A 7,163-nucleotide genomic window follows, 5' to 3' on the forward strand; every position below is an offset into this window, starting at 1 on the left:
AAAAATCTCGCTGTTTCAGTTGTCTTTCGTTATAATAAATAGTCAAATTGCCCGAGGCATAGTAATCGTTTCTATCTTGCCAGAGCCAATCAAGACAAGATAATAATAAAATAATTTGTTGTAAATGCAGATCACTTTCCACGGGTGGTTCATCACTCCATAAATCGGTGGGAGGACAGACAATATCGGTAGCAATATCTAGGGTTGTCATCGTTTATAAACCCATTGAGTCAATTTGGGGTGATTCTAGCAACAAGGGACAATCAATACAATTATATTATAAGTCCGATCGTTTTGCTTGTATATAGGGTGTTAGGAGTCGGTCGGGGAAGTCAGAATGACCATCACCTCAATCCCCTTGGTTGAAGGACTTATAAAAACCAGAAGAAAGCAACTAAAATAGCAGTGAGAGTGGCGGCAAAAATGAGAGCGTATTCAATTTTTTGATTGATAATACCAATAACAATGACTAGGGTGATTGCCAGAAGAAACACACCGATATAGACTAGATCTTGAGAACCTGAATTAACTAAATTATTATTTAAAGTCGGTGTGGGTGTGGGAGTTTGTAGAATTGTTGATGAGAGACTAATCGTGGAGGTAATGAACATAAATATTTATGACTACCATAGAACTAATTTTATACAGTAAACCGGACTGTCATCTTTGCGAAGGGTTGCTAGAGAAACTAGAAAAAATCCGTCAACCGGAGTGGCAGTTAGAAATTAGGGACATTACCAGTCGAGAGGATTGGTTTAACGCTTATCAGTACGAAATCCCCGTCCTCTGTCAAAAACTGGCCACGGGGGAAAAAATCCTTCCTCGTCTTTCCCCCCGGGCAAATGCCGAACAATTGGCCCATCTTTTAGCCAATAATTTAACCTAGGGGCTAATTAGGGTTTGCTTAATAAATCTAAAAACCTTGTTGGATAAGACTTTTAGACTTTTTTTCCCTCAAAAAGTGCCAGCCATTGCGGGGATCGGGGGCAAAATTCCTGGACTTTTTCCCTGAAAATTAGGTAATTGACCACCTGAAAATGGGTAAAACCCCACACCCCACACCCCACACCCCACACCCCACACCCTACCCCCACGAAAAACTTTTTGCCGCAAACCCTAATTACCCGGACTAGGACTAACGACTGGACTAGGAGAGGGAGAAGACTGGGCGACTGGTTGCGGTTTGGCTGCCGGTTGAGTTTGATACCATTTAAAGTGTTGGTAGGCCGTGCGCGATATTTGTTGAATCAGAGTCCTAGCGTTACTATCATTGTGGGGACGTTTCACCATCACTGCTCCTAGATAGCGTTTCCCGTTGGGCATATCAATAATCCCCGCATCCGCTAACATCGAGCCAATATCACCGGTTTTATGGGCAATATCGGCGGATTTCTCGATACCTTGGGGCAGCAGGGTGCGAGTGCGCGTTTCCTGCATAATATTTAATAGACGATCGCGGGAACGTAAACTGAGTAATTCCCCTTGATTAACTTTTCCTAAGATTGTCACCAAATCTCTCGGACTTGTGGTATTGGTTCCTTCCAAGTCTGGTAAAGGGTTATTAATTACCGTACTGGTCAAACCCCAAGCTTGAAAACGCTGATTAAGAGCCTTTTTGCCGCCCATGCGCTTAATTAACATATTAGTAGCGGTATTATCGCTAATTACGTTCATTTTAGTGGCGGTTTCTAGGGCAGTATAGGTTTTATTCACTCCTAGATACTGCATATCCCCGGACCCACTGGCCAGGACATCCTTAGTGGCCACAAGGGTTTCATCGAGACGAATTTTCCCCGCATCCACATCCTCAAAAAAGGCCACCAGAATCGGGATTTTAATCGTACTAGCGGCAGCAAAAATAGTATCTTCTCGAAAATTAGCGTAAGCACCGTTATCGAGGTCAATAAATAAAGCTCCCGCCTGTAATTTCGGATATTTGACCGCTAAAGCCTGTAATTTCTGGTTGAGGCTGCTGAGATTTTCGTTGAAAACTAAGGTGGTCGGTTTTGGGGTGACGGGTTGGGGAGTCGGGGAATTAGTAGCGGTGGGTTTTGGGTGTAGGGGTAATTTGCTTGGATCCACCACCGTTAAAACCGTACCAGCGATCGCACCTAAACCGACACCAAGGATAGAGAAGCGAAGAACCTGAAGGAGAAAAGAGGCGATTAGGTTAGTTTTACGCTGTTTTTTTGCCCTTTTAACCGGTAAAGACTTTTTTTTGTTGTTTAAGTCCATGGCCCTAGGGGACCCAGGGCCAGATTGGACTTTAGTAGGACGACGAGTTACTTGACGAGTCACGGTTTTCCTCAAGGGTATCCAGATTTATTATCGATCGCTAGGAGAATTTTTTTTCTTGCCCTTGAGACTATCAAGACCGAGAAAAAGTTGCCCGATACTTTCAATATGACCGATAATGCCCCGCAGCAGGGCTAATTCCTCCACCGTGGGCCGGGCCCGATGATAAAATTGCCGGAATTTCTCCATCCTAGCGGCGGCGGTGTGGGGGTAAAGATAGCCAATTTTGAGCAAAAAGCTCTCCAAGTGCTGATAATAGCCTTCTAGAGCCTCAAAAGTGGCATTGGGGAGCGTTTCTAACGGGGGTTCGAGCCTATTTTCCGTCGCCATTTGGTACAGTTCGTAGGAGCAAACCGCCACCGCTTGGGCCAGATTAAGGGAGGAATATTGAGGATTAGCGGGAATACCGACAAAACGCTGGGCGTGGTTCAGTTCGCTGTTACTTAAACCCCGGTCTTCTGGCCCGAAAATTAAGGCCGATTCCAGGTTAGGGGTGAGTAACCAGGGTAAAGCAGCCCGGGGTGTTTCGAGGGGAGTATTCAGGTGACGGGGTTTCGAGGTGGTGGCAATGATGCGATGACAACCCTGCAAAGCTTCCCCAAGGGTGGCTACCCGTGAACAGTTTTCTAGGACTTCAATTCCGTGTACTGCCATGCGTCGCGCTTCTTCTGCAAGGATATCACAGGCGGGATTGACGATAATTAAGCGACTTAAGCCCATATTCCGCATAATTCTGGCAGTGGAACCCACATTTAAGGCTCCGGCTGGTTCAACTAAAATAATTCTCAGGCGATCACGTGGGGAACTCTGATTATTTTCATCTACACTCATAGATAAGGCGCAGTTTTTGACTTTTTAATTTTAATCATGGCACGTCAGATATCGAAGTCCGATCTTCCCAGTAAAATTTGTCCCGTTTGCGGTTTATCCTTTACTTGGCGCAAAAAGTGGCAAAACTGTTGGCATGAGGTCAAATACTGTTCAGAACGCTGTCGTCGTCGCAAGTCCTCGGTGAATCAGTAGATCTCCTGCAAACAGCAAAAATCTTCCCTTAGGTGAGGAGACGGTCGACAGGAGACGGTCGACAGGAGACAGCTTATCAGGGATCAGATTTGAGTTTTTAGTTCACTGTTTACTAATCCGGTGAAAAAGCGTTCGACTGAGGGCTGACGGTTTAGATGGATAATTAATTAAACCTCTTGCATAATTAATTTTTCATGGTTCAAAAACGGCAAAAATAAGGATTAAATGGCATAAAATCTGTAAATAGACCATTTAATTGATTAATGCTCATTTTTAATTCTCCTGACTACTGACTACTGGCTACTGACTCCTAACCCTAACAACGATTTTTGATTTCTGCAAGAGGTCTATTGTTTTAGGTACTCTATTAGCTTTTAATTTTACGGCTAATTTAGTAAGCTGATATTTGGCTAAATTAACTTTTTCTTAAGAGAATCTCAATGCACATTGCCTGGTTAGGAAAAAAATCTCCTTTTTGCGGTAACGTTACCTATGGGCGAGAAGTGACTAATTCCCTGCTCGATCGAGATTATCAAGTCAGTTTTCTGCATTTTTCTTCCGAAAAACCCACTGTCAGCGATTGGCCCGACTTTTACGACGAAATCACCCTGCCACGTCTCTATAGTTCCCAAGTCTATACTATTCCCACCCTGAAATCGAGTCGGGTTCTACAGGATAAGCTCAGGGAACTGAAACCCGATCTAGTTCATGCGTCCTTACCCCTGTCTCCCCTCGATTTTCTGCTACCGGAAATTTGTGAGTCTTTAGATTTGCCTCTGGTGGCGACTTTTCACCCGGCTTTTGATAGTAAAATTCGCAATCTCATCTCTAGTACCCAATTATTAACCTACCAACTACACGCCCCTTTTTTAGCTAATTACGATAAAGTAATTATTTTTTCCACCTCTCAACGGGATTTTTTAGTTAAATTGGGAGTTCCCGAAGAAAAATTAGCAATTATTCCCAATGGGGTTGATGTTAATAAGTATTGTCCAGGACCCTCGAATATTAAAGCTCAATATAATGCCGATTGTTTATTTGTTTATCTCGGTCGGATCATGCCGGAGAAAAATGTAGAATCTTTATTGAAAGCTTGGAAAAAAACCAGTTTAGGTGATAGATGCAAACTGCTCATTGTGGGCGATGGTCCGTTAACTCCTTCCCTTAAACCTTTTTATGGAGAAGAAGATGGTATTATCTGGTTAGGTTTTATCGGCGATGAAAATAAACGAATTGAAATTTTGCGCGGGGTTGACGGCTTTATTTTGCCCTCATTAGTGGAAGGTTTATCGATTTCCCTCTTGGAAGCGATGGCCTGCGGTGTTGCTTGTCTGGCTACGGATGTGGGGGCCGATGGGGAAGTGTTAAAAGGTGCGGGAATAGTTCTAGATACTAAAGGACTAATTACCCAATTAAAAACTCTCTTGCCCGTATTACGAGATCATCCCGAATTAACAACAATTTTCGGACAAAAAGCCCGTCAAAGAGTTTTAGACTCTTACAGTCTCAGCAAAAATATCGATCGCTTACAGTTAGTTTATCAAGAAGTGTTAGCCAAAAAACAATCTTCTCTTAGCTACTTTCACTAAGGAATTTATATGACGATTGCCCGGACAATTTGCTTGGGATTTATTGCGGTAATTTTAGCGGGAACTTCCCTGTTGATGTTGCCTGTTTCTACCACTAGCGGCACTTGGAATGACCCAATTGTTGCCCTCTTTACCTCCACTTCTGCTGTCTGTGTTACGGGTTTAGCAGTAGTAGATACGGGGACTTATTTTTCTTTTTGGGGTCAATTATTTATTGCTTTATTAGTGCAAGTGGGAGGTTTGGGTTATATGACCACTACCACTTTTTTAATGTTATTAATTGGGCGAAAATTTGACCTGAGACAGAAGTTAGCGATTCAAGAATCCTTCGATCGACCTTTCCTACAAGGTAGTCAAAGTTTAATGAAATCAGTGATTGCTACTACTCTAGTTTTTGAGTTAACAGCAACTTTGGTTATGTTAACTGTCTTCGCCCAAAAGTATGATTTTAGATATGCAGTGTGGTTATCTTTATTTCATAGTATTAGTGCTTGGAATAATGCGGGTTTTGGCTTGTTTAAAGATAACTTGATGTCCTATCAATCCTCAATTATTATTAACTTAGCTATCACAGGATTGATCGTTTTTGGAGGTATCGGTTATCAAGTAATTATCGAGTTTTACACTTGGTTTATTTACCGCTTTCAATATAAACGAAAAGGCTTTGTTTTTTCCCTTAACTATAAAGTTGCTATCAGCACAACTATATTTTTATTAGTGATAGGAACCTTGGCTTTTTTACTTACTGAACAGGGAAATGGTGACACTTTAGCTAATTTATCACTTAAAGATAAATTGCTGGCCGCTTGGTTCCAATCGGTAACATCGAGAACAGCCGGATTTAATACCATTGATATTGGTAAAATTTCCGTAGAAGGTTTATTAATTACCATGGCTCTCATGTTTATAGGAGCCAGTCCTAGCGGTACAGGGGGAGGTATTAAAACCACAACTGTTAGGATTTTATATAATTGTACTCGCTCGGTTTTAAGAGGTCGTGAAGAAGTGACTCTTTATCAAAGACGCATTCCTATGCCGTTAATTTTAAAGTCAATGGCGGTGGTTTTTGGTTCGGTTATAGCGATTATTGTCTCCACCCTAGCCATCTCATTTGTGGAGACAGATTTTCAAATGATTCAGCTGTTTTTTGAGGTAGTTTCTGCCTTTGGAACTGTCGGCCTATCTATGGGGATAACCGCCGCTTTATCGCCGATTTCTAAGTTAATTATTGTTTTTATGATGTATCTGGGACGGGTAGGAGTTATACTTTTAATAGCGGCTATCATCGGCGATCCGAAACCAACAGTTATTAATTACCCCGAAGAAAACCTTTTAGTGGGATAATTAATATCAGTTATCAGTTATCAGTTTCTCCTGTCTCCTCACTCATTGACACTAGCATTTTAAATGCGTAACAGTTTAACTTCAAATTATGCAATCAATTAAATTTTTTAGTAGTATGCGTCCCCAAAATCGTCAATTTGCCGTCATCGGATTAGGCAGATTTGGGCGCGCCGTCTGTGAAACCTTACGCAAACAAGGTTATCAAGTGGTAGCGACAGATATTGACGAAGGATTAGTAGCACAAGCGTTATCCGATCGAATAGTAGATAATGCGATCGAGCTTGATTCTACCAAACCTAACGCCCTGCGAGAAGCGGGAATTTTTGAAACCGATACGGTGATTGTCGCTATTGGTAAATACGTGGAAGAAAGTATCATTACTACTCTCAATTGTAAGGAAGCGGGGGTTAATTTTGTCGCCGCTAAAGCCTCCACAGAAATCCATGGAAAATTACTCAAAAAAGTTGGTGCAGATTTAGTAGTTTTTCCCGAATACGATGCTGGTTGTGAGTTAGCGCACCGTTTAACTAGACCATCAATTTTAGAACGATTTGATCTCGATCCCGAACATAGTATTGTCGAGTTAAAAGTCCCGGAAGCTTTTCACGGTAAAACCCTAGCAGAGTTAGAAATTCGTAATCGTTATGGGTTAAATATTGTCGCTGTCGGTAATGCGGAAAAATTCAAGATTAACCCCAATCCCCAAGAAAGATTATACAAGGATTTAGCCATGGTGGTGATTGGTTCTAACCGAGATATTCAGCGTTTACCGATTTGACACTCCCCGCTCTAAAGAGACGGGGATTCTTGGTTCACAGAGATTACTTGCTTAGACAGAATTGCTTCTGAAAAAGTAGAGGTATTCTCTCCCCAAGCGTTTATTGGATCGAGCCCAAAGGTTCCGGTATGCCC

Annotated in this window: 8 protein-coding genes and 1 pseudogene; 5 read left to right on the forward strand and 4 right to left on the reverse strand. The window is 42.1% G+C overall.

Going from position 1 to position 7,163, the window contains the following annotated elements:
• Together O9332_RS26355 and O9332_RS26360 are read right to left on the reverse strand one after the other, a co-directional pair.
• Positions 1-211: pseudogene (locus O9332_RS26355) on the reverse strand (Uma2 family endonuclease); the annotation flags it as partial.
• Between the two features lie 160 nt (positions 212-371).
• Positions 372-611 carry a hypothetical protein gene (locus O9332_RS26360; RefSeq protein ID WP_002758556.1) on the reverse strand — a complete coding sequence of 80 codons (240 nt, stop codon included), beginning with the start codon at positions 609-611 and terminating at the stop codon, positions 372-374.
• An 8-nt stretch (positions 612-619) separates the two neighbouring features.
• Between O9332_RS26360 and O9332_RS26365 the strand changes: the two genes are divergently transcribed.
• Positions 620-886: a glutaredoxin family protein gene (locus tag O9332_RS26365; RefSeq protein WP_002758558.1), complete on the forward strand. Its 267-nt coding sequence runs from the start codon at positions 620-622 to the stop codon at positions 884-886.
• A gap of 230 nt (positions 887-1,116) precedes the next feature.
• On the opposite strand, the gene O9332_RS26370 is transcribed toward O9332_RS26365, so the two are convergent.
• Entirely contained in the window at positions 1,117-2,298 is a 1,182-nt protein-coding gene (locus O9332_RS26370; RefSeq protein WP_288028012.1) for a serine hydrolase, read from the reverse strand.
• A 27-nt stretch (positions 2,299-2,325) separates the two neighbouring features.
• Positions 2,326-3,126 carry an RNA methyltransferase gene (locus O9332_RS26375; protein ID WP_288028014.1) on the reverse strand — a complete coding sequence of 267 codons (801 nt, stop codon included), beginning with the start codon at positions 3,124-3,126 and terminating at the stop codon, positions 2,326-2,328.
• A gap of 36 nt (positions 3,127-3,162) precedes the next feature.
• On the opposite strand from O9332_RS26375, the gene O9332_RS26380 reads away from it, so the two are divergent.
• From O9332_RS26380 to O9332_RS26395, 4 genes are all read left to right on the forward strand, one after another.
• Positions 3,163-3,318: a DUF2256 domain-containing protein gene (locus tag O9332_RS26380; RefSeq protein ID WP_071825010.1), complete on the forward strand. Its 156-nt coding sequence runs from the start codon at positions 3,163-3,165 to the stop codon at positions 3,316-3,318.
• A gap of 440 nt (positions 3,319-3,758) precedes the next feature.
• Complete coding sequence (locus O9332_RS26385) at positions 3,759-4,907, forward strand: glycosyltransferase family 4 protein (protein WP_147072712.1); 1,149 nt, start codon at positions 3,759-3,761, stop codon at positions 4,905-4,907.
• A 9-nt stretch (positions 4,908-4,916) separates the two neighbouring features.
• Positions 4,917-6,251 carry a TrkH family potassium uptake protein gene (locus tag O9332_RS26390; protein WP_002758562.1) on the forward strand — a complete coding sequence of 445 codons (1,335 nt, stop codon included), beginning with the start codon at positions 4,917-4,919 and terminating at the stop codon, positions 6,249-6,251.
• Positions 6,252-6,339: 88 nt separating this feature from the next.
• On the forward strand, positions 6,340-7,029 hold the full coding sequence (locus O9332_RS26395; protein ID WP_079210125.1) for a potassium channel family protein: 690 nt from the start codon (positions 6,340-6,342) through the stop codon (positions 7,027-7,029).
• The last annotated feature ends 134 nt before the right edge of the window (positions 7,030-7,163 follow it).

Origin of the sequence: Microcystis sp. LE19-10.1B (assembly GCF_027530565.1) — a bacterium.
In the GTDB taxonomy this organism is placed as follows: Bacteria; Cyanobacteriota; Cyanobacteriia; order Cyanobacteriales; family Microcystaceae; genus Microcystis; species Microcystis aeruginosa.

Excerpts from the sequence above, each read along its gene's own strand:
- O9332_RS26360 (WP_002758556.1), bottom strand. The coding sequence starts at position 611 with ATGTTCATTACCTCCACGATTAGTCTCTCATCAACAATTCTACAAACT.
- O9332_RS26365 (WP_002758558.1), top strand. The coding sequence starts at position 620 with ATGACTACCATAGAACTAATTTTATACAGTAAACCGGACTGTCATCTT.
- O9332_RS26375 (WP_288028014.1), bottom strand. The coding sequence starts at position 3,126 with ATGAGTGTAGATGAAAATAATCAGAGTTCCCCACGTGATCGCCTGAGA.
- O9332_RS26380 (WP_071825010.1), top strand. The coding sequence starts at position 3,163 with ATGGCACGTCAGATATCGAAGTCCGATCTTCCCAGTAAAATTTGTCCC.
- O9332_RS26385 (WP_147072712.1), top strand. The coding sequence starts at position 3,759 with ATGCACATTGCCTGGTTAGGAAAAAAATCTCCTTTTTGCGGTAACGTT.
- O9332_RS26390 (WP_002758562.1), top strand. The coding sequence starts at position 4,917 with ATGACGATTGCCCGGACAATTTGCTTGGGATTTATTGCGGTAATTTTA.
- O9332_RS26395 (WP_079210125.1), top strand. The coding sequence starts at position 6,340 with ATGCAATCAATTAAATTTTTTAGTAGTATGCGTCCCCAAAATCGTCAA.